Consider the following 25,144-nt stretch of genomic DNA (forward strand, 5'->3'; position numbering starts at 1 on the left):
AATTTGTTATTAATGCGCTGGCGCAACATTGGCGTCCAAGTGCCCGCCGGCAGGGGAAAATCCGTGGGGCTTATCCCAAAGAGTCAGCAGCCGCTGATCGGCATCGACATCAGCTCGACCGCGGTCAAGCTGCTGCAGCTTTCGCGTAACGGCAACCGGTTCCGCGTCGAGCATTACGCCGTCGAACCCTTGCCGCCCAACGCCGTGGTCGAAAAGAACATCGTCGAGGTCGAGGCGGTGGGCGAGGCGATCCGCCGCGCCGTGACCCGCTCCGGCACCCGTGCCAAGCATGCCGCGGCTGCCGTGGCCGGTTCGGCGGTGATCACCAAGGTGATCCCGATGCCGGCCGAACTGGACGAGAACGAGCTGGAAGCCCAGGTCGAGCTGGAGGCGGTGAACTACATCCCGTACCCGATCGACGAAGTGAACCTGGATTTCGAGGTGCTGGGCGTCATTCCCAACAACCCCGAAATGGTGCAGGTGCTGCTGGCGGCCTCGCGCTCGGAGAACGTGGAACTGCGCCAGTCGGCCCTTGAACTGGGCGGCCTGGTGGCCAAGGTGATGGACGTGGAGGCCTTTGCGGTCGAGAACGCCTTCGCGCTGGTGGCCAGCGAGCTGCCGGTGGCCGCCGACGGCATCGTCGCCCTGGTCGACATCGGCGCCACCATGACCACGCTCAATGTCCTGCGCGGCGGGCGCAGCCTGTACAGCCGCGAACAGGTGTTCGGCGGCAAGCAGCTAACCGACGAAGTGATGCGCCGCTACGGCCTGACCTACGAGGAAGCCGGCATGGCCAAGCGCCAGGGCGGGCTGCCGGAGAGCTACGAGGTCGAGGTGCTGGAACCGTTCAAGGAAGCCACGGTGCAGCAGATCAGCCGCCTGCTGCAGTTCTTCTACGCCGGCAGCGAATTCAACCGGGTCGACCACATCGTCCTGGCGGGTGGCTGTGCCGCCCTGGCCGGGCTGCCGGAGATGGTGGAGGAGCAACTCGGCGTGGCCACGGTGGTCGCCAACCCGTTGGCGCAGATGACCCTGGGGCCGAAGGTCCAGGCGCATGCGCTGGCCCAGGACGCGCCGGCGCTGATGATCGCCACCGGCCTGGCGCTGAGGAGCTTCGACTGATGGCGAAGATCAATCTGCTGCCCTGGCGGGCGGAACGGCGCAAGCAGCGCGAACGCGAGTTCTATTCGATGCTTGGCCTGGCCGCGTTCGCCGGGGTGCTGCTGGCGGGGCTGATCTGGTTCTACTACGACCTGCAGATCAGCGGCCAGAACGAGCGCAACGCGTATCTGCAGACCGAGATCGAGAAGGTCCAGGCGCAGAACAAGGAAATCGACACCCTCGACGAGAAGAAGCGCCGGCTGCTGGCGCGCAAGCAGGTCATCGAGGAACTGCAGGCCAAGCGCTCGCAGATGGTGCACCTGTTCGACTCGCTGGTGCGGACCATTCCCGACGGCGTGGTGCTGACCTCGGTGAAGCAGGAGGGCGACATGCTGACCCTGGAAGGCCGCTCGCAGTCCAATGCGCGGGTCAGTACCTACATGCGCAACCTGGAAGGTTCGGGCTGGATGACCAATCCGGAGCTGACGGTGATCGAGGCCAAGGCGCAGGAGAAGGAAGCCAAGGGCCCGATCGTCGACACCAAGGCGCTGCCGTACGTGTTCACGCTGCGGGTCAAGCTGCCGGTGCCCGGCGAGAGCACCGATCCGGCGGCCGACGCGACGGCCCCCGGCGGTGCGGCGACGCCCGCGACGCCGGGCGCAGCACCTGCCGGCGGCGCGCCAGGCGCGCCGGCGCAGGCACCGGCTGCCCCCGCACCTGCCACGGGTAGCGCCGCCGCACCGGCGCCGGCCACCGCGCCGGCTCCCGCCGCCAAGCCAGTGCAACAGGGACCGGCGTCATGAGCAAGAAATTCAACATCAAAGAGCTGGATTTCAACAATCTCGGCAATTGGCCACAGCAGGCCAAGATCGTGTTCTGCGTGCTGGTGACCCTGTTCATCCTGGCCATTTCCTGGTTCCTGCTGATCAGCAGCAAGAGCGACGAGTTGCAGACGCTGGAGCAGAAGGAAACCGAGCTGCGCGCCTCCTTCGAGAAGGAACAGAGCCGGGCGGTGAACCTGCAGCCGCTGAAACAGCAACTGGTGCAGATGGAGCAGGTGCTGCAACAGATGCTGCGGCAGCTGCCCAGCAAGACCGAGATGCCCGACCTGATCATCGACATCTCGCAGACCGCGCTGTCCAGCGGCCTGACCAACGAGCTGTTCCAGCCGGGTCCGGAGTCGCCGAAGGAGTTCTACGCGGAGAAGCCGATCGCCCTGCGCATGGTCGGCAGCTACCACCAGTTCGGCGCCTTCGTCAGCGGTGTGGCCTCGCTGCCGCGGGTGGTGATCCTGACCATGCACGACATCAACCTGAAGCCGCGCGACAAGAGCAACGGCATCACCGCGCGCGGCGAGCTGGAACTGTCCGGCACGGTCAAGACCTACCGGTACCTGGACGACAAGGAAATGGCCGACCAGGAACAGGCTGCCGCGGCCGCGAAGAAGGCCGGCAAGCAAGGCGGTGGCGCATGAGCCGGCAGCAACGCATGGTCAGGATTCTCGCCGCGGCCGCGCTGGCGCTGGTGCTTGGCGCGTGTGGTCGCACCATTACCAGCACGCCGGGCGATGCGCCGAACCTGGAGAACTGGGTGAAGGAAGTGCGCGCGCGACCGGCGCAGCCGCTGGAGCCGTTGCCGGTGATGCAGCAGTTCGAGACCTTCGAGTATGCGGCGCAGGGCCTACGCGATCCGTTCAGCGATGCCTGGGCCAACCCCGACGGCAGCAGCGGCCTGCGCCCGGATCCGAACCGCCGCAAGGAGCCGCTGGAACAGTTCCCGCTGGACAGCCTCAACATGGTCGGCACGCTGGGCAGCGGTGCGGGCCAGGTGGCGCTGGTGATGGCGCCGGACAAGGTGACCTACCGCGTGCGTCCGGGCGTGTACATGGGGCAGAGCGATGGCCGCGTGACCGGGGTGCACGAGGATCGCATCGATTTGATTGAACTGGTGCCGGATGGCGCCGGCGGCTGGCTGGAACGTCCCGCCTCCGTCGCGCTGGACGATCAATGATTGATTATGGGGATAGCACGATGACTTTTTCCAAAGCCCTGAGCCTGCGCCCCATCCGGCGCCACGCGACGATGCGGCTATGCGCCTTGGGGTTGGCGGCGATGCTCGGGAACGCGGTCGTCGCCAGTGCGGCGCCGCCGGCTGCGCCTGCTGCTGCACCTGTCGCGCCCGCGGCGGCGCCGGCCAAGCTCACGGTGTCGAAGATCGACTTCAAGCGCGGCGACGGCGGCGCAGGGCGGCTGATCCTGTCGTTCAACGGCAGCGGCGCCAGCCCGGACCTGCGCACCCAGGGCAACAACGTCGTGGTCGACGTCGGCAACGCCGTGCTGCCGCCGGAACTGCAGCGTCCGCTCAACGTCACCGACTTCGCGACCCCGGTGCAGCGCATCGATGCCAAGCCCTATGCCGGCGGTGCCGAGCTGGTGCTGAACACCAATGGCGGCTTCGAATCCCTGGCCTATCAATCCGGGAACGAGTACGTGGTCGAGATCACCCCGCGCGCCGCCGCGCCGGCGGTGGGCGCGGTCACCGCCACCACGGTGAGTCAGGCCGCTGCGCAGGTCGCTGCCCGCGGTTACAGCGGCAAGCCGGTGACCTTCAACTTCCAGGACGTGCCGGTGCGCACGGTGCTGCAGTTGATCGCCGAGGAGTCCAATCTCAACATCGTCGCCTCCGACACCGTGCAGGGCAGCGTCACCCTGCGCCTGGTCAACGTGCCGTGGGACCAGGCGCTGGACATCGTGCTGCGGGCCAAGGGCCTGGACAAGCGCCGCGACGGCAAGGTGATCTGGGTCGCGCCACAGCAGGAACTGGCCAAGTTCGAGCAGGACAAGGAAGACGCGCGCATCGCGATCGAGAACCGCGAGGACCTGATCACCGACTACGTGCAGATCAACTATCACAGCGCTAGCGCGATCTTCAAGGCGCTGACCGAGGCCAAGGGCATCGGCGGTGGCGGTGGTGGTGGAAGTGGCGGCGGTGGCGGTGGCGGTGGAAGCAGCCAGAACGACAATGGCTTCCTGTCGCCGCGCGGACGCCTCGTCGCCGACGAGCGCACCAACACGCTGATGATCAGCGACATCCCGAAGAAGGTCGCGCAGATGCGCGAGCTGATCAACGTGATCGACCGGCCGGTCGACCAGGTGCTGATCGAAGGCCGCATCGTCATTGCGACCGATACTTTCGCGCGTGATCTGGGCGCGCGCTTCGGTATCGCTGGCCGCCGGCAGTACGGCGACAACACCGGCGTGATCAGCGGCAACCTGGCCAACAACACGTCGATCCTCAACAGCAGCGTGCACAACATTCCGAGCGGGCTGAACTTCAACATGCCCGCCGGCACCTTCACCACGGGTACGCCCGGTGCGATCGCGTATACCCTGCTCGGTGCCAATTTCTCGCTGGACATGGAGTTGTCGGCACTGCAGGAGGAAGGGCGTGGCGAGGTGATCTCCAACCCGCGCATCGTGACCTCCAACCAGCGTGAGGCGGTGATCCGGCAAGGCAAGGAAATCGGCTATGTCACCATCACCGGCGGTACCAGCGGATCTGCCGCCACGCCGAATGTGCAGTTCAAGGAAGTGCTGCTTGAACTGAAGGTGACGCCGACCATCACCGACGACAACCGCATCTTCTTGAACATGAACGTGAAGAAGGATGAGGTTGATAGCTACATTACGCTCAGCGGTTACGGCCAGGTTCCTGTCATCAACCGGCGCGAGATCAACACGGCCGTGCTGGTCGATGATGGGCAGACCGTGGTCATCGGTGGTGTCTACGAGTTCACCGATCGCAGCAGCATCTCCAAGGTGCCGTTCCTGGGCGACGTGCCGTTCCTGGGCAACCTGTTCAAGAAGCGTGGTCGCAGCAAGGACAAGGCGGAGTTGCTGATCTTCGTGACCCCGAAGCTGATGCGCGTGGCCAAGCGCTCGCCCGCCGGCTGAGCGTCAGCGCAGACAGCTGTAACTCCCGACGGGAGAGGCGCAAGCCTCTCCCGTCGGCGTTTATGCTGCGTGGATGAGGAAATCCTGAATTCGCCGCACGCGGCGTCGGCCGCGCGCGGAACCATTTTCACCGGTGATCGGTCAGACTGCGCAAATGAACACGTCCTCCTCACCCCTCGATTCCCCGCCGGCCGCGCCCGAGCAGCAGCGCCTGCACGCCGCGTTCGTCGCCCTGCGCGACGGCCTGTCCCAGACCATCGTCGGCCAGTCGGCGCTGGTGGAACGCCTGCTGATTGCGCTGCTCGCCGATGGCCATCTGCTGGTCGAAGGCGCGCCCGGCCTGGCCAAGACCACGGCGATCCGCGCGCTGGCCTCGCGCCTGGAAGCGGACTTCGCCCGCGTGCAGTTCACGCCCGATCTGCTTCCGGCCGACCTTACCGGCACCGAGGTGTGGCGCCCGCAGGAAAGCCGCTTCGAATTCCTGCCCGGGCCGATCTTCCATCCGATCCTGCTCGCCGACGAGATCAACCGCGCGCCGGCCAAGGTGCAGTCGGCGCTGCTCGAAGCGATGGGCGAGCGCCAGGTCACCGTCGGCCGGCATACCTATGCGCTGCCGAAGCTGTTCCTGGTGATGGCGACGCAGAATCCGATCGAGCAGGAAGGCACCTTCCCGCTGCCGGAGGCGCAGTTGGACCGCTTCCTGATGCATGTGCGGATCGGCTATCCGGAAGCGGCCGCGGAAGCGGAAATCCTGCGCCTGGCGCGTGAGCGCGCTCGCGAGACATTGGAGGCGGGCGAGGCACCGCCGCCGCGCATGCCGCTGGAAGATGTGTTCGCGGCGCGCCGTGCGGTGCTGGCGTTGCACATGGCGCCGCCGCTGGAGCGCTATCTGATCGAACTGGTGCTGGCGTCGCGCGACGCCAGCGGCTACGACGCTGCGTTGGCACGCCGTATCGCCTGGGGGGCAAGCCCGCGTGGCTCGATCGCGCTGGAGCGTTGCGCCCGCGCCCGGGCGTGGCTGGCCGGACGCGACTTCGTCACGCCCGACGACGTGCGCGCGGTCGCCGCCGACGTGCTGCGCCATCGCGTGCTGCCCAGCTACGAAGCGACCGCCGAAGGCTGGGATGGCGATCGCCTGGTCGCCGCCTTGCTGGACAAGGTGCCGCCGCCGTGAGCGGGCGCCGCCAAGCACGGCTGCTGTCCGCCGCCCGCCTGCGCGCGGAGTAACGACGATGGCACCGCAGCCGACCGCGCCGGGCATGCCGCACGCCGCCGCGCCGGCCGAGGCGGGGATCCGCCCCAGCCTGGCCGAGCTGGTGGCCCTGCGCGCTGCGGTCGCGCGCATCCCACCGCCGCGCCGCGGCCGTCATGGTCTCAGTGGTGCCGCCCCGTCGCCGATGCGTGGGCGCGGCATGGAATACGCCGAATCGCGCGAGTACGTGGTGGGCGATGACGTGCGGCACATCGACTGGCGCCTGACTGCGCGCAGCGGCCGCACCCACACCAAATTGTTTCAGGCCGAGCGCGAACGGCTCAGCCTGATCGTCGCCGATACCGCGCCGTCGCTGTACTTCGGCACCCGCGTCCGCTTCAAGTCGGTGCAGGCCGCGCGTGCCGGCGCGGTGGCGGCGTGGGCGGCGCAGCGCCAGGGCGATCGGCTGGCCGCCTTGCGCGGCAGCCGCAGCGAAGCGCCGGTGCCGCCCGCGTCCGGACCGCGCGGCGTGCTGCGTGTGCTCGATGCGCTGGCACGCTGGTACGCACAGCCGCCGCAGGACGACGCGGGCCTGGGCATGGCGCTGGATCACGCGGCCAAGCTGCTGCGTCCGGGATCGCACCTGACCGTGCTGGCCGATCCGGCCAGCGCACAGGCAGTGCCCGCCGCGCGCTGGGCCGCGCTGGCGCTGCACAACGAAGTGGAGCTGCTGCTGCTCGCCGATCCGCTGGAAATGCAGCCGCCACGCGCGGCCCTGCCGTTCTGGGCGAGCGGTCGCCGCGTGGAAGTGGATCTGCTGGCGAGCACCGCGCAGCAGCGCTGGCGCGCGCAGTTCGTGCAGCCGCTGGAAAGCCTGGCCGCGGAACTGCCGGGCCGCGGCGTGCAGGTGCGGGTGCTGTTGAGCGACGCGCCCAGCGAGTCGTGGTTGCTGCCGGTGCAGCGGGGCGCGCTGCCATGAGCCCGCAGCAACTGCCTCTGCGCGATGTGCACCTGCCGCCGGCACCGGCGTGGTGGCCGCCCGCACCGGGCTGGTGGATGCTGGCCGCGGTACTGCTGCTGGCGATCGGCACGGTGCTGTTCGTGTCGTTGCGCCGGCGTCGGCGCGTGCAGCGCTGGCAGCGTCAGTTCGACGCGGCAACGCGTACGGGCGAACCGCCGGCGCAGGTGGCCGCTGTCTCGGAGCTGCTGCGGCGCGCGGCGCAGCGCCACGATCCGGCCGCTGCGGCGTTGCAGGGTGAGGCCTGGCTGCGGTTCCTGGATGGCGGCGACAAACACCAGGCGTTTTCCGCCGGTCCCGGCCGTGTGTTGCTCGACGGTGGCTACCGCCCCAGCCTGGACCCGGCGCAGGTGCAGGCGTTGCTGCCGCTGGCGCAGCGCAGGTTCCTGGCGCTGATGGCGGCACGGCGCGGAGGACGGCGATGAGCCTGTTGCCGTCGTCGTGGCAGAGCCTCAGCGACCTGCTGGCCGGTTTCGCCTGGCCCTGGATGTGGCTGGCGATGCCGCTGCCGTTGCTGGCCAACCTGCTGCTGCCGGCGCGGCGCGGCAATGCGCCGGCCTTGCGCGTGCCCTATGGCGAACGCCTGCAGGCCGTTGCCGCCGCGCCGGCGCGCGGCGGATTGTGGCGTGCCAGCGTGTGGCTGGCATGGCTGGCCTGGTTCTGCCTGTGCGCAGCGGCGGCGCGTCCGCTGCAACTGGGCGAACCCATCATGCCGCCGCAGCAGGCACGGCAGTTGATGTTGGCGGTGGATCTGTCCGGCAGCATGAGCGAGCCGGACATGACCCTGGGCGGACGTGTGGTCGATCGCCTCACCGCGGCCAAGGCGGTGCTGGCCGACTTCCTCGACCGCCGCGACGGCGACCGCATCGGCCTGCTGGTGTTCGGCCAGCAGGCGTATGCACTGACCCCGTTGACCGCCGATCTGGCCACGGTGCGCGACCAGTTGCGCGACAGCGTGGTCGGCCTGGCCGGGCGCGAGACCGCGCTGGGCGACGCGATCGCGCTGGCGGTCAAGCGCCTGCGCGAGCAGAAGCAAGGCGAGCGCGTGCTGATCGTGCTCACCGACGGCGTCAACACCGCCGGTGTGCTCGATCCGCTGAAGGCCGCCGAACTGGCCAAGGCCGAACACGTGCGCGTGTACACCATCGCCTTCGGTGGCGATGGCGGCATGTCCCTGTTCGGCCTGCCGATCCCCGGCAGTGGCGGCGACGACCAGGTCGACGAGGACACGCTGCGCAAGATCGCACAGGACACCGGCGGGCGCTTCTTCCGCGCCCGCGATACCGCCGAGCTGGCCTCGATCTACGCCGAACTGGACCGGCTCGAGCCGGTGCGTTCGGCCGGTCCGGCGGTGCGGCCGCGGATCGAACGCTACGCCTGGCCGTTGGCCGCGGCGCTGGTCCTGGCCTTGCTGTCCTTCATCTGGCCCTGGAGGCGGCAATGACCCGCGTGGCGGAGTTCCTCCAGGCCCTGCACCTGCTGCGCCCCGAATGGCTGTGGGCGCTGCTGTTGCTGCCGTTGCTGGCCTGGAGCTGGTGGCGGCGGCGCCGGCGCCGCGACATCTGGCGGCGCACGGTGGATCCGCATCTGCTGCCGCACCTGCTAGCGCGCGGCGATGCCAAGGGCAGCGCCGGCCTGTTGCTGGGCGCGCTGGGGTATACGCTGGCCGTGTTGGCGCTGGCCGGGCCGAGTTGGCGGCAGGAACAGCAGCCGCTGTGGCAGGCGCGTACGCCTCTGGTGATCGCGCTGGATCTGTCCGCACAGATCGACGCGCGCGACCTGCCGCCGTCGCGGCTGCTGCAGGCACGGGCCAAGCTGGCGCGGCTGCTGCACGAGCGCGCCGGCGGCGAAGTGGCGCTGGTGGCCTACGCTGGCGAGCCGTACACGGTGGCGCCGCTGACCGACGATGCGGCGAACGTGGGCCTGTTCCTGGATGCGCTGTCGCCGCAGGTGATGCCGGTGGCGGGGCAGCGCACCGACCTGGCGATCGACTGGGCGGCGCAGTTGCTGCGCCAGGCCGGCTTCTCCCGCGGCGACATCCTGGTGCTCAGCGACCAGGCCGACGCGCAGGCGCAACAGGCGGCGGCGCGTGCGGCGGGGCAGGGCTATCACGTGTCCGCGTTGGGATTGGGGACCGCGCAAGGCGCCGCCTACCGTGACGACCAGGGACGGCTCGCGCACGCGCAACTGGATGCGGGCTCGTTGCGCGCGCTGGCGGCGGCCGGCGCCGGTCGCTACGCCGGGCTGACGCCCGACGATACGGATCTGCGCGCGCTGGGCGTGCTGCGGCCGCAGGAAGAGGATGCGACGGCCGCCGACGAAAGCCATGGCCGGGTCTGGCTGGACCAGGGCTACTGGTTGCTGCCGCCGCTGATGCTGCTGGCATTGCTGGCGTTCCGCCGTCGCGGTGGGGCGGCGGTGCTGCTGCTGGTGCTGGCGCCGCTGGCGATGCCGCTCCCGGTGCATGCGCAGGCACCGGCGCCGCCACAGGTCTTGACGCCGCCACCCGGTCCTGTCGCAGGCGGGTTGTGGGAACGTGCCGACCAGGTCCGCCAGCAACGGCTGGACGCGGGCGTGCAGGCCTATCGCAAGGGCGATTTCGCCGCCGCGCAGCAGCAGTTCGAAGGCATCGACAGCGACGCCGGCTGGTACAACCTCGGCAATGCGCTGGCGCGCCAGGGTCGCTATGACGAGGCGATCGACGCCTACGACAAGGCGCTGAAGCTGCATCCGCAGATGGCCGATGCGATCGCCAACCGTGCGGCGGTGGAGGCGGCGCGCAAGCGCCAGTCGTCGCAGAACTCCAAGTCCGGCCAGCAGGGCAAGGACGGGCAGCAGCAGAAGGGCGGGCAGTCGCAGAACGGTCAGCAACAGAGCGGCCAGCAGCAAAACGGCCAGCAGCAGTCGGGTCAACAGCAGAACGGTGCGCAGAAGGACCAGCAGCAGAAGGACGGGCAGCAACGGAACGGCCAGCAGCGAGATGGCCAGCAGGGACGCAATGGCGCCAAGGACGCGCAGCAGGCGCCGCCGAAGCCCGGCGATGCGCAGGCGCAACAACAGGCCGATGCGGCGCAGCGCCAGCAGATGCAGCAGGCGATGGCGCAGCAGGGCGGCGCCGACAAGCAGGCCGCCGAACGCGCCGCTGCCGCCGCCAACGAGACGCCGCAGCAGCGCGAGCAGCGCCAGGCGGTGGAGGCGTGGTTGCGGCGGGTGCCGGACGATCCGGGCAATCTGCTGCGCGCCAAATTCAGGCTGGAACACGAACGCAGGCAGCGGGAACAAGAACCATGATCCACTTCAGGCGACTCGGCCAGGGGACACGGCTGTGCGCGGTGCTGATGGTAGCGGCCGCGCTGCTGCTGGCGTTGCCGGCGGGTGCGGCCACGCGCGCGTGGCTGGACCGCGACAACGTCGGCGCCGGCGAGGGCGTGACCCTCAACATCGAGACCGACCAGGGCGCGGCCACGCCGGACTACACGCCGTTGCGCGCGGATTTCGCGCTCAGCAACGAGGTCAAGAGCCGGCAGATGCAGATCGTCAACGGCGCGGTCTCGGCGAAGTCCTTGTTCGGCGTGATGCTGACCCCGCGCAACACCGGCACCCTGGAGATCCCGTCGCTGCAGGTCGGCAACGAACGCACCGCGCCATTGCGGCTGGAGGTCGCTGCGGCCAGTGCCGCGGTGCCGGCCACCACCAATGCCGATGTGCCGGCGCAGGTGGCCAATACCGATGTGTTCGTGCAGACCGTCGTCGACGATGCAAAGCCGTACGTGCAGCAGAGCGTGGGCGTGGTGGTGCGGTTGTATCTCGGCGTGCCGCTGAGTTCGGGTGAGCTCGACCTGGACGCGCCGGCCGGCGCGTCGCTGCAGCGCGTCGGCGACGATATCCAGAACCGTCGCCAGATCGACGGACGCATGTATACGGTGATCGAGCGGCACTACCTGCTGGTCCCCGAACGCAGCGGCGCACTGCTGTTGCCGGGGGCGCGTTTCAACGGCCGCGGCCCCACCGGCTTCTTCGACGACTACTTCGGCCGCGGCGGCGAACTCAATGCGCGCGGCACTGCGCAGACCCTGCAGGTGCGCGCGCAGCCGGCCAATGCGCCGCAGCCCTGGCTGCCGCTGCACGAACTGCGCCTGCGCTACACCGCCACGCCGCAACGCGCCAAGGCCGGCGAGGCCGCCGACATCGTGGTCGAGGCCACCGCACGCGGCGCGACGCAGGCGCAGTTCCCCGAATTGCCGACGCCCAGCGTCGATGGCGCGCAGGTGTTCGCGGAGCCGCCGCAGGTACAGGAACGCTTCGTCGACGGCGGCCCGCAGGTGACCGTCACCCGCCGTTACTCGATCGTGCCGCAGGCAGCGGGCCCGCTGCTGGTGCGCGGCCTGCGCATGCCGTGGTGGGACGTCGGCGCCGGCGCTGCGCGCGAGGCCAGCCTGCCGGACCTCACCCTGCAGGTGCAGCCCGGACAGGGCGTGCCCGCGCCGGCCCCGGCTCCGGTCAGCCCGGCGGCGCCGACGCTGAGCGTGGTTCCTGGCGACACTGCGGTGACGCCGACGCACACACTGCAGGGACGGCTTGCCTCCTTGTCGCTGTGGATAGGATTGGCCGTGGGCTTCGCGGTGCTGTGGCTGCTGACCCTGGTCTGGGCCTGGCGCCGCGCGCGCCGCTCGCGCGCCGTCGCGGCACTGCCGGCCACAGCGGCCAACGCGGCGCCTGGCGCGACATCGGTGCCTGCGCGCGCGCGCGCCGCATTGCCGGAATTGCGCAAGGCGCTGGACAGCGGCGGGTTGGACGAGGTCGCGGCGATCCTGTGCGCGCAGGCCGGCGTCGCCGACCTGGATACGGTGGTGCAGCGTCTTGACGATCCGGCGCAGCGCGACGCCGTCCTGCGCATGCAGCACGCGCGCTGGGGCGGTGGTGGCGATGTGGCCGGTGCACGTGCTGCGCTTCGTACGGCGTTCGCGTCCGGCCCACGCTGGCGCGTCGCAACGCGCGGCGCGGCCGCAGACGATCTGCCGCCGCTGTATCCGAGGCGCAACGCCTGAGCCGGCGGGGGCTCGCCAGCCTGCCGTCCGATGACGCGATGACGCGATGACGCGATGGCGAGCGGTGCAGTTCGCCAGCCTGCGACCTGACGCCACGTTGTCGGCGCCCCTTGGCAAGCCGAGGCACTCGCAGCGCAGCCTATGTCAGCGTGTGTTGGTCGATGTCTGCTCATGGTTTGTTAAGCTGAGTGCCTCTCCTCGCAAGGCGCACTCATGACCGACACCCCCGTGAAGGCCGAAACCGGCATGCCGTTGCACTGGAAAATGGCGATCGGCTTCGTCCTCGGGCTGGTGCTGGGCCTGGCGGTGCACATGAGCGTGGGCGGCGACGCGGCCTGGGTGCAGGCGCTGACCAAGTACCTCACCACGCCGTTCTCCAAGCTGTTCCTCAACCTGATCTTCATGCTGATCGTGCCGCTGCTGTTCTCGGCGCTGGTGATGGGCATTTCGGAGATGGGCGACATCCGCGCGCTCGGGCGCATCGGCTGGAAGACGCTCGGCTACACGGTGGTGCTGTCGGGGGTGGCGGTGCTGCTGGGCCTGGTCCTGGTCAACGTGCTCAAGCCCGGCATCGGCGTGGATCGCGAACTGGCGCAGCAGTTGCTGCAGCAGAACGTGGAGCGCACCGCGCAGATCGTCGACCAGAGCAAGCACCAGCCGCACGGCATGGACATGCTCTTGTCCATCGTGCCCGACAACGTGGTCGCAGCCGCCTCCAGCAACGGCGCGATCCTGTCGCTGATGTTCTTCGCGGTGATGTTCGGCGTGGGCATGGTGCTCAGCGACGACGCCAAGGTGGCGACGCTGCGGCGCGGCATCGAGGGCGTGTTCGAGATCTCGATGACCCTGATCGGGTTGGTGATCCGCCTGGCGCCGTATGCGGTGGCCTGCTTCATGTTCAACCTGGCGGCGCTGTTCGGCTTCGAGCTGCTGGTGCGGCTGGGCGCCTACGTGGGCGTGGTGGTGCTGGCGCTGGGCCTGCACATGGTTGTGAGTTACGGCGTGGCGGTGCGCCTGGCCGGGCGCTCGCCGTTGTGGTTCTTCCGCGCCACCCGCGAGGCGACGGTGATGGCGTTCTCCACCGCGTCCAGCAACGCCACCCTGCCGACCGCGCTGCGCGTGGCCGACCAGATGGGGCTGCCGCACAAGGTGTCGCGTTTCGTGCTCACCGTCGGCGCCACCGCCAACCAGAACGGCACCGCGCTGTTCGAGGGCGTGACGGTGATCTTCCTGGCGCAGTTCTTCGGCGTGGAGTTGAGCATCGCGCAGCAGTGCATGGTGATGCTGGTGTGCATCCTTGGCGGCATCGGCACCGCGGGCGTGCCGTCCGGCTCGCTGCCGGTGGTGGCGCTGATCTGCGCGATGGTCGGGGTGGACCCGGTCGGCATCGGCATGATCCTGGGCGTCAACCATTTCCTGGACATGTGCCGCACCGCGCTGAACGTGACCGGCGACCTGGCCCTGACCACGCTGGTGGCCAAGGGGGAAGATGGCCGGGATTAGGGAGTCGGGATTGGGGATTGGTAAAGGCGGCAGCGTCGCCGCCTGACCGGCCGCGCGTGAGAGCGGCCTCAGCCGCGATGGGCCTCCCGGTGAACGCCTGTCGCGGCTGAAGCCGCTCCTACGCCATCTCGGGCGTCCAGCCGGTGACGCTACCAATCCCGAATCCCGAATCCCCGCCTGTGGGACAATAGTGGGCCCGACGCCACGCGCCCGCTTCCGACAGATCCCTCATGACGACGCCTACCCGCCGCGAACTCGCCAACGCGATCCGTTTCCTTGCCGCCGATGCGGTCGAGGCCGCCAATTCCGGCCATCCCGGCATGCCGATGGGCATGGCCGACATCGCCGAAGTGCTGTGGAACGACTTCCTCAGCCACAACCCGAACAATCCGCACTGGTTCAACCGCGACCGCTTCGTGCTGTCCAACGGCCACGGCTCGATGCTGCAGTACGCGCTGCTGCACCTGTCCGGCTACGACCTGCCGATCGAGGAGCTCAAGCGCTTCCGCCAACTGCACAGCAAGACCGCCGGCCACCCCGAGCGCAGCGAGACCCCCGGGGTGGAGACCACCACCGGTCCGCTCGGCCAGGGCTTTGCCAACGCGGTCGGTTTCGCGCTGGCCGAGAAGCTGCTGGCGCAGCGCTACAACCGCCCCGAGCACCAGATCGTCGACCACCGTACCTGGGTGTTCATGGGCGACGGCTGCATGATGGAAGGTGTCTCCCACGAAGCCGCGTCGCTGGCCGGCACCTGGGGCCTGGGCAAGCTGGTGGCGTTCTGGGACAACAACCATATCTCCATCGACGGCAACACCGCTGGCTGGTTCAGCGACAACACCCCGGCCCGGTTCGAGGCCTATAACTGGCACGTGATCCGCGATGTCGACGGCCAGGATGCCGACGCGGTCAAGGCCGCGATCGAGGCGGCGATCGCCGAGAGCGAGAAGCCGACCCTGATCTGCTGCCGCACCACCATCGGCTTCGGTGCGCCGACCAAGGCCGGCAAGGAATCCTCGCACGGCGCCGCGCTGGGCAAGGAAGAGCTGGAAGGCGCGCGCAAGGCGCTGAACTGGCCGTATGCGCCGTTCGAGATCCCGCAGGCGATCTACGACGGCTGGCGCGCCGGCGGTGCCGGTACGCTGCGCCAGGCCGAGTGGGAGCAGGCCTTCGACAAGTACGCCAAGCAGTACCCGGCCGAAGCCGCGGAACTGACCCGCCGCTCGCATGGCGAACTGCCGGAGGACTTCCTCGCTCAGGCCGACGCCTACATCGCCAAGCAGGCCGCCGAAGGCCAGACCATCGCCTCGCGCAAGGCCTCGCAGATGGCGATCGAAACCTTCGCGCCGCTGCTGCCGGAACTGGTCGGCGGTTCGGCCGACCTGGCGCATTCCAACCTGACCCTGTGGAAGGCCAGCAAGTCGGTCGCCAGCGACGACCCGAACGCCAACTACGTGTACTACGGCGTGCGCGAGTTCGGCATGACCGCCATCGCCAACGGCCTGGCGCTGCATGGCGGCTTCATCCCGTTCGACGCCACCTTCCTGGTGTTCAGCGACTACGCGCGCAACGGTGTGCGCATGAGCGCGCTGATCCCGGCGCATGCGATCCACGTCTACACCCACGACTCGATCGGCCTGGGCGAGGACGGCCCGACCCACCAGCCGGTGGAGCACCTGGCGTCGCTGCGCTACATCCCCAACAACGACGTGTGGCGCCCCTGCGACACGGTGGAGTCGGCGGTGAGCTGGAAGGCCGCGATCACCCGCAAGGACGGCCCGAGCTGCCTGGTGTTCAGCCGCCAGAACCTGCCGTTCCAGGCTCGCAGTGAGGCGCAGATCAAACTGATCGAGCGTGGCGGTTACGTGCTGGCCGATGCCGAAGGCGGCACGCCCGACGTGATCCTGATCGGCACCGGCTCGGAAGTCGGCCTGGCGGTGGAAGCCAAGCAGGCGCTGGATGCCGCGGGCCTGAAGACCCGCGTGGTGTCGATGCCGTGCACCGACGTGTTCGATCGCCAGGATGCCGCCTACCGCGAGTCGGTGCTGCCGTCGGCGGTGCGCAAGCGCGTGGCGGTCGAAGCCGGCGTCACCGCGTTCTGGCGCGCCTACGTGGGCCTGGACGGCGCCGTGGTGGGCATCGACACGTTCGGCGCCTCGGCGCCGGCGGACCAGTTGTACAAGTACTTCAAGATCACCGCCGAGCACGTGGTGGCGGCGGCGAAGGCGCTGTAAGCCGATCCCGCGATGGAAGACGAAAAGGGCCGGCGCATGCCGGCCTTTTTCTTGCTGTGCGGACGCGTCGCATGATGGGAAAACGGATCTGGTAGGAGCGGCTTCAGCCGCGACCGCCGTCCCCGGGATGCCTGTCGCGGCTGATCCGGGAAAAGGGGACAAGAGCCGCTCCTGCGGCCATGTAATCGGCAGCGATGCGGTCAACCGCGCTTGCGCGGCTTGCTGCGCGGCGTCGCAGGCTTGCCGGCAGCGCTGCCGGATTTCTGTGGCGTTGCCAGTGCGCCCGCCTCCTGCAGTTGCTGCAGCCAGGACAGTGCGTCGACGTAGGACAGGAAGTGCTGCAGGTAGCCGGGTGAGAGCGTGCGCATCAACGCCAATGCGCGATGCACCAGCACGCCGGAGTTGAGCGGGCCGGCGTCGGCGGGAGCCGGTTGCAGCGACTGCCGCAATTGGCTGCGGCTGCGCAGTTCTGTCCACAGCCGGCGTGCGTCTTCGACCGCGGGCAACTGCGGTACGGCGAGGCGCGCTGCGGCGCTTGCTGCCGGCGCGTGCGACGGCGCAGCGGCGTCTGCATCGGTTGCGTTGGTCGCCGTGGACGTTTCGGTGTCGGTCTCCACATGGGGGCCGACGTCGGTGCCCTGGCCGCTGTGGGCGGTGGCCGCCGCAGTCGCAGGCCGGTACTGCGCCAGCAAGGCACCGAGCGGGCCGGGTTGCGGCGCTCGCATCGCGGCGTCGGCCGCATCGCCAGCGTCCTGCGGCGCCGCGGCCAGCGCCGCGGCGTAGGCGTCGAGCAACGCGGACAGCTTCTGCTCCAGCAGTTCCCGCGCCTTGCCCTGCTGCGCCTGGGTGCGGCGTGCCAGCGCTTCGAGGAAGCGGAAGCGCAGCGGGTCCAGCCGCTCGGCATGCTGTGCACGCAAGGCGGCGAGGCGGTCGGCGGTCGGGATCCGATCAGGGTGCATGCGGTGTCGCGGCACGCTTGCGCATGCGCGGCAGCGGTGCCATTTCCACGCGGCGGTTGCTGGCGCGTCCGGCCTCGTCGCTGTTCGGCGCCACCGGTTGCTGCGCGCCGAAGGCGGCGGCGAAGACTGCATCGGCGGGGACGCCTGCCTCGATCAGGGCACGGGTCACGGTCAACGCGCGTTCGGCCGACAGTTCCCAGTTGTCGGCGAACTGGCGGTTGCTTTCGCGCACCTGGCGATCGTCGGTGAAGCCGCTGACCATCAGGATCTCGTCGCGCGCCTTGAGGTAGCCGGCCAGCGGCGCGGCCAGGCTCTTCAGCAGGTCGCGGCCCTCCGGCTGCAACTGATCGGAGTTCAGGGCGAACAGCACGTTGCCGCGGATGCCGATGCGGCCGTCGACCAGGGTCACCCGGCCGGCCGCCAGCGGCGCGGCCAGCGCCTGTTCCAGGGTCTTGCGCTGCTGCGCTTCGAGCTGGCGCTGACGCATTTCCGCATCCAGCTTGTTCGACAACTGCAACTGCACGCCGATCACCCCGATCAGGATCAGCACGAAGGCGCCGAGCAGCACCGACATCAGGTCGCCGAACACCGCCCAGACCGGCGCGCCGTTGTCGGCCTCCAGTTCCAGCTCGTCGCTCATGCCGCGTCGGCCTGGTCGGGCGCCTGACGCGCGGCGAGCTGGCGCAGTTCCTCGGTGATCTGCTGCTGCGAGAGCATGCTCAGGTCGATCACCTCACGCGCCTGCGCCACGTAGTAGGCAAGTTGCTCGTCGCTGCGCGCCAGCGACTTGTCCAGGGCCTGCTCAATGCCCTGCAGGCTCTCCAGCAGGGCCATGTTGGAGTCGCCGAAGGCCTGTACCGCGCCGGAGAACGCATCGCCCAGGCTGGCCACTTCGGTGGCGCCGGCGGCGACCTGCGCGGCGGCGTCGCCGAGCTTGCCGGTCTCGGCCTCGATCCGGTCGGTGAAGCGGCTGCCGACGCGCTCCAGCAAATCCGCCGAAGTCGCGACCAGGGCATCCACCGCGCTGCGCTGTTCGGTGGACGCGTGGTTGACCGCTTCCAGCAAGGTCTGCAGCGTGGCCAGCAGGCGGTTGCGCTCGTCGAGCATGGCGGTGTCGCGGACCATGCTGTCGGAGAGTTTCTGGCGCAGTTCCGCGACCACGTCGGCCGCGGCCTTCGGCGCTTCCGAGGCGACCTGCACCAGCCGCTCGATCTCGGCAATGGTGTCGCGCGCCTGCGCCTGGCTCTGTTCGGACATCGCCGTCGCGGTCTCCTGCAGGGTGCTGCAGATCTCCTGCTGGCGCTGCGCGATGCGCTCGCCGTGCTGTTCCCACCGCGCGCCGAGGGTCGCGGCCATGCTGGCGAAGCTGTCGGTCCAGGCCTGCAGGCGGGCCTGGTCGCGCGCTTCCAGCGCGTCCTGCAGGTCGGCGTGCGCCTGCTGCAGCGTCTCGGCCAGCGCGGCGGCGCGTTGCTCCAGGCTGGCGGCGGCGGCATCCAGTGCCTGCGCGTTGTGCGCGGCCAGCGCCGCGTTGATCTCGCGCTGTTGCGCCAGCGCCGCGCTCCAGGCCTGTTTCGCGGCCTCGACGGTGGCATCCAGGCGGGTGGTCACGGTCTCCAGCGCCTGCGCATGGCGCGTGGCGAGCGTGTCGTTGACGTCGCGCTGCTGCGTCAGCGCCGCGCCCCAGGCCTGTTGTGCGGCTTCTGCGGTGGCGTCCAGGCGCGTCGCCACGGTGTCCAGTGCCTGCGCATGACGCGCGGCGAGCGCGTCGTTGACCTCGCGCTGCTGCGCCAGCGCTGCGCTCCAGGCGTGCTGTGCGGCTTCGGCGGTGGCATCCAGGCGGTTCGTCACCGTGTCCAGTGCCTGCGCATGGCGCGCGGTGAGGCTGTCATTGACCTCGCGTTGTTGCGTCAGGGCTTCGCTCCAGGCCTGCCTGGCGTCGTCGCTGGCGCCCTGCAGGCGTGCCGCGGTCGCCTCCACCAGCGTGGTGGCACGTTGCTCCAGGCCGTCGCCGGCGCGTTGCAGCGCGCTGCCGAGTTCCTGCAGCAGCGCGCCATTGACGCGTTGCTGCTCGGCCAGCGCGCTGTCCCAGCGCTGCGTTGCCTGTTCGGCGGCCTGGGCGAAGCCATTGGCCAGGCCGTCCAGTTGCCGCTTCACCGCTTGGCCGACGCTGTCCTGCAGCGCGGCGGTCTCGCGTGCCACGCCGTCGAGGGTGCGTTGCACCACCGGCTCCAGCGCATCGCCGAACGCACGCGCATGCGCGGCCACGCCGGCCTGCAGGGCGTGTTCGACCGCGCCGGCCAGGCGCGTGTAGGCGGCCTCGGTGCGGCTGTGGAAGGCGTCCTGGCTGCTGGCCAGGCGTTCGCCGCTGACCGCGCTGTGCTGTTCCAGCGCCGCCATCATCGTTTGCATGCGCTCGATCAGGCCCGGCATCAGCGTGGACTGCGCCTGCAGCAGCTTGAACGCCTCGTTGCGCTGGTAGGCCAGCGAATGCGTGCGCAGCGCGGTGGCCGCATGCAGGTCCAGGTGCTGCACCGCCTGCAGTCGCTCGCGCCGGCACAGCGCGGCCAGCAGGCCGAGCATCGCCGAGGTGGCCACGCCGGCGATGGAGGTACCGAAGGCGAAGCCCAGGCCCTTCAGCGGCGCCGCCAGCGAGGCGCGGATGGCATTCAGATCGGTGGCGCTGTCCAGTGCCAGGCCGGTGCCGCGCAGCGTCGCCATCATGCCCAGGAAGGTGCCGAGCATGCCCAGCAGCACCAGCAGGCCGACCAGGTACGGGGTCAGCGCCGGCACCGGCAGGGCCGCGCGTTCGCCTTCGATGCGCAGGCGCACCGCGTTGCGCAGGCTCGGGTGCAGCCGTTGCAGCCAGCCGCCGAGGTCGTCGCGCGCGGACTCGGCCTCGCTCAGCGCGGTCTGCAATGTCGCCGTGGCCTGACGGTAGCGGTACAACTCGGCGATGCCGGCCAGGTAGCACAGGCCGATCAGCGCGGCGAAGCTGGCGCCCAGCGGGTTGGAGCCGAGATAGCCGACGCCGATCCAGCAGACCACGGCGAGGCCGGCGAGGAACAGGACGGAATGGAGCAGGGTCTTGGGCATGAGGGTCGAATCAACGGCTGCGAAGCGCGGCGAGCAGCGCTTCGATGGGATGGAAACGGACGTCCAGTTCGGCGCGCAACACGCTGTGCAGGTCCTGGCGGAACAGGTCCAGCCAGGCCGTGTCGGCAGGCGCCGGCGGAACGTCGGTGAGGGAAGGATCGGGGGCGGGCGCCGCGGCGGCGCGCAGGCGCTGGAAATGCGCTTCCAGCAGGTTGGGCACCGTCGCCAGCAGGGTCTGCTCGCGCGGGCTGAGGGTCAGTTCCATCACCGCATCGACCTCGGCCAGCCGCGCCATCTCCGGCGAGAGCGGAACCAGGGCATCGCGCAGCAGGCCGCGCAGGCGCCCGGTCGCGGTCAGCATCGTGCGCTGCAGCGCCAGGTAGCGCTGGCGGAACGGCGCGTAGTCGATCGGTGCGTCGGGGTCGTGCTGGCGCTTGCCCACGGGCTTGCCGGTTTCCTTGGCGATGTCCAGGGCGATGCTCTCTTCCAGCGCGGCGCGCACGCGGCCGCATTCGGCTTCCAGCGCCGACGGTTCCGGCGCCTCGGGCGCGTCCTCGCCAGGCTCGGGCAGTTTGCCGTCCAGCGCGCGCGACACCGCCACCGCGCGGTTCCAGTCGATCCATTGGCCGAGCCGGTCGGCCAGCGCGGGGCTGGACGCGGGCATCGGCGCATTGCTCAGGCGCGCCAGCAGGCGAATGAAGGCCGGGCCCGGGACGGGCGCCCGTGGAGGGGCTTTCGCCATGTGAGTGGTCAAAAACCCGCAATTTTACACGCGAATGACATCCCTCGCCGGTACCTGCCCCTGCGGGGCGGAAACCCTTGCGTGGCGGGCGTTGCGTGTCCTGGCGGCGCGGCGCCCGCCTCGCACGGTCGCAGGATCGACTGCGGTCTCTGGTATGGCGCCCAAGTCGCTGGACGCGTTCAGGCTTCCCCATGCGCGAAAAGCCTCCGGCGCGGCGCGCCGGAGGCCGGGTTGGCGTCCGTCAGTAGGTGTAGCTGAGCGTGAGCATGTACACGCGCCCGGTTTCCACGTAGGCGCCGTCGGCACCGGGGTCGTAGGCCATGTAGCGGGTGGACTTGCCCTGGGTCTCGTAGAACGTGGCCGAATTGAGCAGATTCTTAGCGGCGATGCCGACGTCGATGCCGTGCGGCAGGTGGTAGGTGGCGGTGAAGTCCAGCGACTTGACCGGCTGCAGGTAGTAGTTGAGCCGGTCGCTGGTCAGGCCGAGCAGTTGCAGGCCGGTGTAGTTGTAGCTCAGGTCGGCGCGCAGGCGGCTGTCGTCGTAGAACAGGTCCAGGTTGTAGATGCGCTCGGGCGCACGCGGCAGCCAGGTCTTTTCGGGCTGGTCGGTGCGCTTGCTGTCGGCGGAACTGTGCTGCAGGGTCAGGTTGGCGGCGATGCCGAGGTTGCCCCAGAACCCGGGCAGATCCTGCAGGCGCTTGCTGCCGGCCAGCTCCACGCCGTACAGCTTGGCGGTGCCGCCGTTCTGCGGCATGGTCACCGGTACGCCGTCCTCGAAGGTGGTGCCGGTCGGGACCAGACCGCCCAGCGTGTTGTCGTTGCTGGTCGCCGACTGCGAGGTGTAGATGAAGCCGGTGATGCGCTTGTAGTAGGTCGAGGCGCTGAGCACGCCGCCGTTGTGGTCGTAGAACTCCGCGGACAGGTCGGCGTTGTCGGCCTTGCTCGGCTGCAGGTCGGGATTGGGTTTGGAGATGCCGATGACCTTCTGGGTGGGGTCGACCGTGTACACGGTTTCGCCCGAAATCAGCCCGAACGCCGGGCGGCTGAAGCTGCGCCGCAGCGAGGCGCGGTAGACGGTCAGCTCGTCCGGGCGATAGTTGAGGCTGATGCCCGGCAACACCTCGCCGTAGCTGCGGCCGCTGCCGACGAAGCGGCCATTGATGCCGTCGCCGTTCGATTGCCACGCGTCGGCGGAATAACGGGTCAGTTCGTAGCGTACGCCGGGCAGGATGGTCACCGCGCCGACATGCAGCGTGGCCATCGCGTAGCCGGCGTAGATCGCCTCGGTGCTGGAGGTGGTGTTGGCGTTGTAGTCGTTGGCGGTATAGATGCCCGCGCCGTTGGGATCGTTGACGTACTTGTACGGCACCGCCTGCGCGCGCACCCAGTCGCGGTCCAGGATCTTGAACGGGCCGGCGTAGTGGCCGTCGAAGGCGGCGTAGGTGAGGCGACCAGGCAGGGCGCTCAGCGGCGGGCCGCCGGCGTTGGGGAACACGTAGTTGCTGCCGCCGAAGTAGGGGCCGTTGTAGACGAAGTTGCCGTCCTTGTGGAAGAACGGATGATCGTAGGAACCGCGGTCGGCGTGGTCGAGCGACAGGCCGGTCTTGACCTCATCGAGCACGTCGCCGTCCACGCGGTAGCTGATGTCGGCATGCGCGCTGGCGCGGTTGTCGTGGCTGCCGGCATCGTGGCCCTGGGTCTTCCAGAACAGCGCCGAATCCAGGCTGTAGAAGAAGTTCTTCAGGGCCGGCGAACTGGGCCCGATGCTGGGATAGGTGGGGTCGCTCAGGTCGAACGCGAAGCTGCCCGGGGTGAAGCCGTACAGGCTCGCCGCGACGTAGTCCGGGCGGCTGCGGGTGCCGCGGCCGAAGGAGCTGCCGTAGTCGAAGCGCAGGCGATCCAGCGTGGTCTGCCCGCCCAACTGCAGCGTGGCCAGGGTTTCCTTGATGTCGTGGGTGTTGAAGTAGCCGCCACGCACTGCGGTCGGCTGGTTGTTGACGGTTTCCAGGCGTGCGCTGGACTGGTCCTGCTGGCCGGTGACGTTGTAGCTGCCGTAGATGGCGCGGGCGAAGAGGGAGGTGTGGTCGCCCTGCCAGTCGAAGGCGAGGTTGCCGCCGTAGCGCTCGATCTGGCTGGTGTAGACGCTGTACTTGTAGCGGGCGCTGAGCAGCGGGCCGACGTCGCGCAGGTCCACCGCCTTGGCCTGCGCCGGGTCCGCCGGGAAATACGCGCTGTTGGGCGCCGGCGCCTGCGCCATGTTGTTGTTCTTGCCGTAGTAGGCCGAGGCATAGATGCCGAACGCGTGGTCGTCGCCGAACTTCCAGGCCAGCTCCTGTTGCACCGTGCCGCCGGTGTGCTTGCCGCCGAGGTCCGAAGCGAGCGCATTGAACTGGCCTTGCGCGGTGGTCTTGCCGTAGAAGTCGCCATCGAAGTCGAACGCGCTGGGCGTGCGCATGTCGATCGCGCCGCCGATCGCGTCGCCCGGCAGGTCCGGGGTCGGCGACTTGGAGACCTTGACCGACTGGATGCCGAACGGCGCCAGCATGTTCAGCGAGATCGCACGCGTGGACGAATCGGTCTCGGGCATGCCGAAGCCGTTGAGGCGGTAGCTGTTGTAGCTGGCGTCCAGGCCGCGGATGCTGACGTAGGCGTTCTCGCCGGTGGTGGCCTGGCCCAGGTGCATGTCGCTGTAGGCCGATAGCCCAGGCAGGTGCGCGACCACGTCGGCGATGCCGGCGGAGGGAATCGCGTCGATCTGCTGCTTGCTCATCACGCTGTTGACGCCGTTGGACAGGCGCTGTTCGTCCAGTGAACCCGGCACGGTGGCCTGGGCGGCCTGCACGTTGACCGAGTCCAGGGTGGTGGTGCGCGCGCTGGCGTCAGCGGGGGCGTTGGCGTCGCTGGCGTGCGCGGCCGGCGAGAGCGCAAGCGCGAGGGCGATGGCACAGCACAAGGGGCGGGGGCGATGGAACGGGAGCATGGGGGTGGCTCGTTGGGGGAAACAGCGGTTGCGATCCGAGGTCCAGGCGCGTCGATGCCGGCGCGCGGATCGCCAAGGCCTTCCATTGCGGCGTATGGGGTGGCCGCGACCCGGCGCGGCCGTGGGCGATCAGTGGCGCAGGTCGACGCCTTGGCAGTCGGCGTGCGGACGTTGCGGATTGCAGCGGGCGACGGCGTCGCCGGGAAAGCGCACCACGTAGCCGGAGGTGGCCGGTTCGTGATCGGGGAAGTCGGTGCTGAGCAGTTGCGCGCCGCTGGCGAGCATGGCGTCGCGTCGCGCGGTGTCGTTGCCCTTGGCTTCCTTCAGGTCGGCATCGGTGCGTGTGCGCACCAGGTAGCCGGCCTTCACCAATTGCGCGATGTCCTCGGCGCTGCCGTCGTTGCGCTCGACGAAGGCGGCATCGTCGGTGCCGGGGTCGGCGTTGGTGAAGCACACGCGGCCGCGCAAGGAAGGATGGCCGGCCAGGTAGGCCGGGCCGACCGAACGCTGGTCGAGCAGGAACACCACCTTGCCGCGCGCCGCGGAGAGCGCAGGCCAGCCATGCGCGAGCACGGCGGCATTGAGCGTCGGCGCAGTGCCACGCACCTGGTCGGGGCCGATGTAGTCGTTGGCGGCGAACACCGAGCGCAGTTCGGCATCCAGTGCATCCAGCGCCTTGCCGTCGAACGGTTCCGGTTGCACCGTGGGAAACGCCGCAGGCACGGTCGACTGCTTGGTTTCCAGCAGGATGAAGATCGGCAGATGCCCGGGATGCCGCTGCGACCACGCGCGCACCTCGCGCAGGCAGGCCAGCAGCGGTTGGCAGGTGCTGCGTTGATCGAGGTCCTGGATGTGCATGACCTTGAAGCCCGGTCGCTGCATCACTCCCGGTGCGGCGATCGGCGGCGCCGGCGGCAGCCCGGCCTTGGCGAGCTGGTCGAGCATCGCCGGGTGGGCGTAGCGCCCGCCCTTGGCGTCGGCGTAGATGTCCAGTTCGATCTGGCGCACGCCGTCGTCCAGTTGCTGCGTCAGTGGCGGGTGCCGGTAATCCAGCGCCGCGAACGTCGCCGGATCCAGGCGTTTCCACAGCGTCGCTTCGCTGGGCGCGAAGCCGGCGTGGTAGCTGTTGTGGCTGCCGATGTATTGCAGGTCGTTGAGTCCGGGGTCGGCGAACAGCGCCGACGGCAGCAGCGCCAGCATCGCCAGCAGCATGCGCAGCGCGGTGCGGCGGGAGAGCGACGACGACATCGGGGCAGAACGGTGGGAAGGCATCGCGGCCACGTTTGGTAACGATATCCCGACAGCATCGCCAGCGGAGTTGACG

At 69.4% G+C, this 25,144-nt stretch carries 19 protein-coding genes; 13 read left to right on the top strand and 6 right to left on the bottom strand.

Translation table 11 applies throughout. The features are described 5' to 3' along the window. Positions 1 to 63: 63 nt before the first annotated feature. The 13 genes from J7357_RS18765 (at position 64) to tkt (ending at position 16,046) form a co-directional block, all read left to right on the top strand. Positions 64 to 1,122, top strand: a complete 1,059-nt coding sequence (locus J7357_RS18765; RefSeq protein ID WP_010341533.1) for a pilus assembly protein PilM — start codon at positions 64 to 66, stop codon at positions 1,120 to 1,122. Further along, entirely contained in the window at positions 1,122 to 1,904 is a 783-nt protein-coding gene (locus tag J7357_RS18770) for a PilN domain-containing protein (protein WP_209248803.1), read from the top strand. Before J7357_RS18765 ends, J7357_RS18770 begins: the two co-directional genes overlap by 1 nt. Further along, positions 1,901 to 2,575, top strand: coding sequence for a type 4a pilus biogenesis protein PilO (locus tag J7357_RS18775; protein ID WP_010340866.1), 675 nt, complete (start codon positions 1,901 to 1,903; stop codon positions 2,573 to 2,575). Before J7357_RS18770 ends, J7357_RS18775 begins: the two co-directional genes overlap by 4 nt. Beyond that, positions 2,572 to 3,111 carry a pilus assembly protein PilP gene (locus tag J7357_RS18780; protein WP_010340868.1) on the top strand — a complete coding sequence of 180 codons (540 nt, stop codon included), beginning with the start codon at positions 2,572 to 2,574 and terminating at the stop codon, positions 3,109 to 3,111. The genes J7357_RS18775 and J7357_RS18780 overlap by 4 nt, the downstream gene beginning before the upstream one ends. 20 nt (positions 3,112 to 3,131) lie before the next feature. Further along, positions 3,132 to 5,054, top strand: coding sequence for a type IV pilus secretin PilQ family protein (locus J7357_RS18785; protein ID WP_209248805.1), 1,923 nt, complete (start codon positions 3,132 to 3,134; stop codon positions 5,052 to 5,054). Positions 5,055 to 5,208: 154 nt separating this feature from the next. After that, positions 5,209 to 6,228: a MoxR family ATPase gene (locus J7357_RS18790; protein ID WP_209248807.1), complete on the top strand. Its 1,020-nt coding sequence runs from the start codon at positions 5,209 to 5,211 to the stop codon at positions 6,226 to 6,228. A 58-nt stretch (positions 6,229 to 6,286) separates the two neighbouring features. After that, positions 6,287 to 7,225 (top strand): DUF58 domain-containing protein, encoded by a 939-nt coding sequence (locus J7357_RS18795; protein WP_209248809.1) that lies wholly within the window; start codon positions 6,287 to 6,289, stop codon positions 7,223 to 7,225. Continuing rightward, entirely contained in the window at positions 7,222 to 7,689 is a 468-nt protein-coding gene (locus J7357_RS18800; RefSeq protein ID WP_209248811.1) for a DUF4381 domain-containing protein, read from the top strand. Before J7357_RS18795 ends, J7357_RS18800 begins: the two co-directional genes overlap by 4 nt. Then, positions 7,686 to 8,708 carry a VWA domain-containing protein gene (locus J7357_RS18805; RefSeq protein WP_209248813.1) on the top strand — a complete coding sequence of 341 codons (1,023 nt, stop codon included), beginning with the start codon at positions 7,686 to 7,688 and terminating at the stop codon, positions 8,706 to 8,708. Before J7357_RS18800 ends, J7357_RS18805 begins: the two co-directional genes overlap by 4 nt. Then, a complete protein-coding gene (locus J7357_RS18810; protein WP_209248815.1) occupies positions 8,705 to 10,555 on the top strand; it encodes a VWA domain-containing protein in 1,851 nt (616 codons plus the stop codon). The genes J7357_RS18805 and J7357_RS18810 overlap by 4 nt, the downstream gene beginning before the upstream one ends. Continuing rightward, on the top strand, positions 10,552 to 12,312 hold the full coding sequence (locus J7357_RS18815; RefSeq protein WP_209248817.1) for a BatD family protein: 1,761 nt from the start codon (positions 10,552 to 10,554) through the stop codon (positions 12,310 to 12,312). The genes J7357_RS18810 and J7357_RS18815 overlap by 4 nt, the downstream gene beginning before the upstream one ends. Positions 12,313 to 12,525: 213 nt before the next feature. Then, the gene (locus tag J7357_RS18820) at positions 12,526 to 13,815 is read left to right on the top strand and encodes a dicarboxylate/amino acid:cation symporter (RefSeq protein ID WP_209248819.1); all 1,290 of its coding nucleotides are present in this window, start codon (positions 12,526 to 12,528) and stop codon (positions 13,813 to 13,815) included. Positions 13,816 to 14,045: 230 nt separating this feature from the next. After that, positions 14,046 to 16,046, top strand: a complete 2,001-nt coding sequence (tkt, locus tag J7357_RS18825) for a transketolase (protein ID WP_209248822.1) — start codon at positions 14,046 to 14,048, stop codon at positions 16,044 to 16,046. 200 nt (positions 16,047 to 16,246) lie between these two features. Here the strand turns inward: tkt and J7357_RS18830 are convergent, their stop codons facing one another. From J7357_RS18830 to J7357_RS18855, 6 genes are all read right to left on the bottom strand, one after another. Next, positions 16,247 to 17,005 (bottom strand): DUF2894 domain-containing protein, encoded by a 759-nt coding sequence (locus tag J7357_RS18830; protein ID WP_209248824.1) that lies wholly within the window; start codon positions 17,003 to 17,005, stop codon positions 16,247 to 16,249. Then, the gene (locus tag J7357_RS18835) at positions 16,995 to 17,645 is read right to left on the bottom strand and encodes an OmpA family protein (protein WP_209248826.1); all 651 of its coding nucleotides are present in this window, start codon (positions 17,643 to 17,645) and stop codon (positions 16,995 to 16,997) included. Before J7357_RS18835 ends, J7357_RS18830 begins: the two co-directional genes overlap by 11 nt. After that, positions 17,642 to 20,098, bottom strand: coding sequence for a DUF802 domain-containing protein (locus J7357_RS18840; RefSeq protein ID WP_209248828.1), 2,457 nt, complete (start codon positions 20,096 to 20,098; stop codon positions 17,642 to 17,644). Before J7357_RS18840 ends, J7357_RS18835 begins: the two co-directional genes overlap by 4 nt. Before the next feature lie 10 nt (positions 20,099 to 20,108). After that, a complete protein-coding gene (locus J7357_RS18845) occupies positions 20,109 to 20,840 on the bottom strand; it encodes a DUF3348 domain-containing protein (protein ID WP_209248830.1) in 732 nt (243 codons plus the stop codon). A gap of 241 nt (positions 20,841 to 21,081) precedes the next feature. Beyond that, on the bottom strand, positions 21,082 to 23,820 hold the full coding sequence (locus J7357_RS18850) for a TonB-dependent receptor (RefSeq protein WP_209248832.1): 2,739 nt from the start codon (positions 23,818 to 23,820) through the stop codon (positions 21,082 to 21,084). Between the two features lie 129 nt (positions 23,821 to 23,949). Further along, positions 23,950 to 25,068, bottom strand: a complete 1,119-nt coding sequence (locus J7357_RS18855) for a phosphatidylinositol-specific phospholipase C1-like protein (RefSeq protein ID WP_209248834.1) — start codon at positions 25,066 to 25,068, stop codon at positions 23,950 to 23,952. Between the last annotated feature and the right edge of the window lie 76 nt (positions 25,069 to 25,144).

Origin of the sequence: Xanthomonas sp. D-109 (assembly GCF_017746095.1) — a bacterium.
GTDB classification, from domain to species: Bacteria; Pseudomonadota; Gammaproteobacteria; order Xanthomonadales; family Xanthomonadaceae; genus Xanthomonas_A; species Xanthomonas_A sacchari.

Coding starts and splice junctions, on each gene's coding strand:
- J7357_RS18795 (WP_209248809.1), top strand. CDS start 6,287: ATGGCACCGCAGCCGACCGCGCCGGGCATGCCGCACGCCGCCGCGCCG.
- J7357_RS18835 (WP_209248826.1), bottom strand. CDS start 17,645: ATGAGCGACGAGCTGGAACTGGAGGCCGACAACGGCGCGCCGGTCTGG.
- J7357_RS18780 (WP_010340868.1), top strand. CDS start 2,572: ATGAGCCGGCAGCAACGCATGGTCAGGATTCTCGCCGCGGCCGCGCTG.
- J7357_RS18815 (WP_209248817.1), top strand. CDS start 10,552: ATGATCCACTTCAGGCGACTCGGCCAGGGGACACGGCTGTGCGCGGTG.
- J7357_RS18840 (WP_209248828.1), bottom strand. CDS start 20,098: ATGCCCAAGACCCTGCTCCATTCCGTCCTGTTCCTCGCCGGCCTCGCC.
- J7357_RS18770 (WP_209248803.1), top strand. CDS start 1,122: ATGGCGAAGATCAATCTGCTGCCCTGGCGGGCGGAACGGCGCAAGCAG.
- J7357_RS18800 (WP_209248811.1), top strand. CDS start 7,222: ATGAGCCCGCAGCAACTGCCTCTGCGCGATGTGCACCTGCCGCCGGCA.
- J7357_RS18775 (WP_010340866.1), top strand. CDS start 1,901: ATGAGCAAGAAATTCAACATCAAAGAGCTGGATTTCAACAATCTCGGC.
- J7357_RS18790 (WP_209248807.1), top strand. CDS start 5,209: ATGAACACGTCCTCCTCACCCCTCGATTCCCCGCCGGCCGCGCCCGAG.
- J7357_RS18785 (WP_209248805.1), top strand. CDS start 3,132: ATGACTTTTTCCAAAGCCCTGAGCCTGCGCCCCATCCGGCGCCACGCG.
- J7357_RS18805 (WP_209248813.1), top strand. CDS start 7,686: ATGAGCCTGTTGCCGTCGTCGTGGCAGAGCCTCAGCGACCTGCTGGCC.
- J7357_RS18850 (WP_209248832.1), bottom strand. CDS start 23,820: ATGCTCCCGTTCCATCGCCCCCGCCCCTTGTGCTGTGCCATCGCCCTC.
- J7357_RS18830 (WP_209248824.1), bottom strand. CDS start 17,005: ATGCACCCTGATCGGATCCCGACCGCCGACCGCCTCGCCGCCTTGCGT.
- J7357_RS18855 (WP_209248834.1), bottom strand. CDS start 25,068: ATGTCGTCGTCGCTCTCCCGCCGCACCGCGCTGCGCATGCTGCTGGCG.
- J7357_RS18820 (WP_209248819.1), top strand. CDS start 12,526: ATGACCGACACCCCCGTGAAGGCCGAAACCGGCATGCCGTTGCACTGG.
- J7357_RS18845 (WP_209248830.1), bottom strand. CDS start 20,840: ATGGCGAAAGCCCCTCCACGGGCGCCCGTCCCGGGCCCGGCCTTCATT.
- J7357_RS18810 (WP_209248815.1), top strand. CDS start 8,705: ATGACCCGCGTGGCGGAGTTCCTCCAGGCCCTGCACCTGCTGCGCCCC.
- tkt (WP_209248822.1), top strand. CDS start 14,046: ATGACGACGCCTACCCGCCGCGAACTCGCCAACGCGATCCGTTTCCTT.